The organism is Tritonibacter sp. SIMBA_163, from assembly GCF_046535935.1.
Lineage (GTDB): Bacteria > Pseudomonadota > Alphaproteobacteria > Rhodobacterales > Rhodobacteraceae > Epibacterium > Epibacterium scottomollicae.
In genome coordinates, this window is record NZ_JAWJBP010000105.1 from 1 (window position 1) to 514 (window position 514).

The following is a 514-nucleotide window of genomic DNA, read 5'->3' on the forward strand; positions in this document are numbered from 1 at the left end:
CTTGGACATTGCGCAGATACAAAAAGCACAGGCCAAAGCCCCAGCTACGTTTGTTGGTGGTCAGGCGTTCCAGCCAGTCCGCACTCTCTGCGTTCTCATCACTCAAAACAGGGCTGTAACGATAGCACGTCTCGCTGATCTGGAGCGCCCGGCAGGCCAGAGCGATGCTGACCCCATATTGCGCAACTGCATTCATGGTCATCCGTTGACCGGCAGGTGAATGGCACATTCACCGAGAGGTTCTCGTCTATGAGACGGCGTTTGCGCGCGCCATTTTCGCTCGGACCAATGGCGCAAAAGATGGCGCTTCCAAGCGCTTCTTTCAGCAGGTCGTTTTGCATGCTCATCTCGGCATACATGCGCTTCAGTCGACGGTTCTCTTCCGCAATATCCTTCATTTCGGAAATCAAGGATGCGTCCATGCCACCAAACTTGGCCCGCCATTTGTAAAAGCTCGCGCTGCTCATTCCGTGCTCGCGGCACAGCTCAGAGACCGGGACGCTCCTCTCCGCCT

At 56.0% G+C, this 514-nt stretch carries 1 pseudogene; it reads right to left on the minus strand.

What is annotated here, in order from left to right:
- Positions 1–514 (minus strand): annotated as a pseudogene (locus R0J92_RS21625) (transposase); the annotation flags it as partial.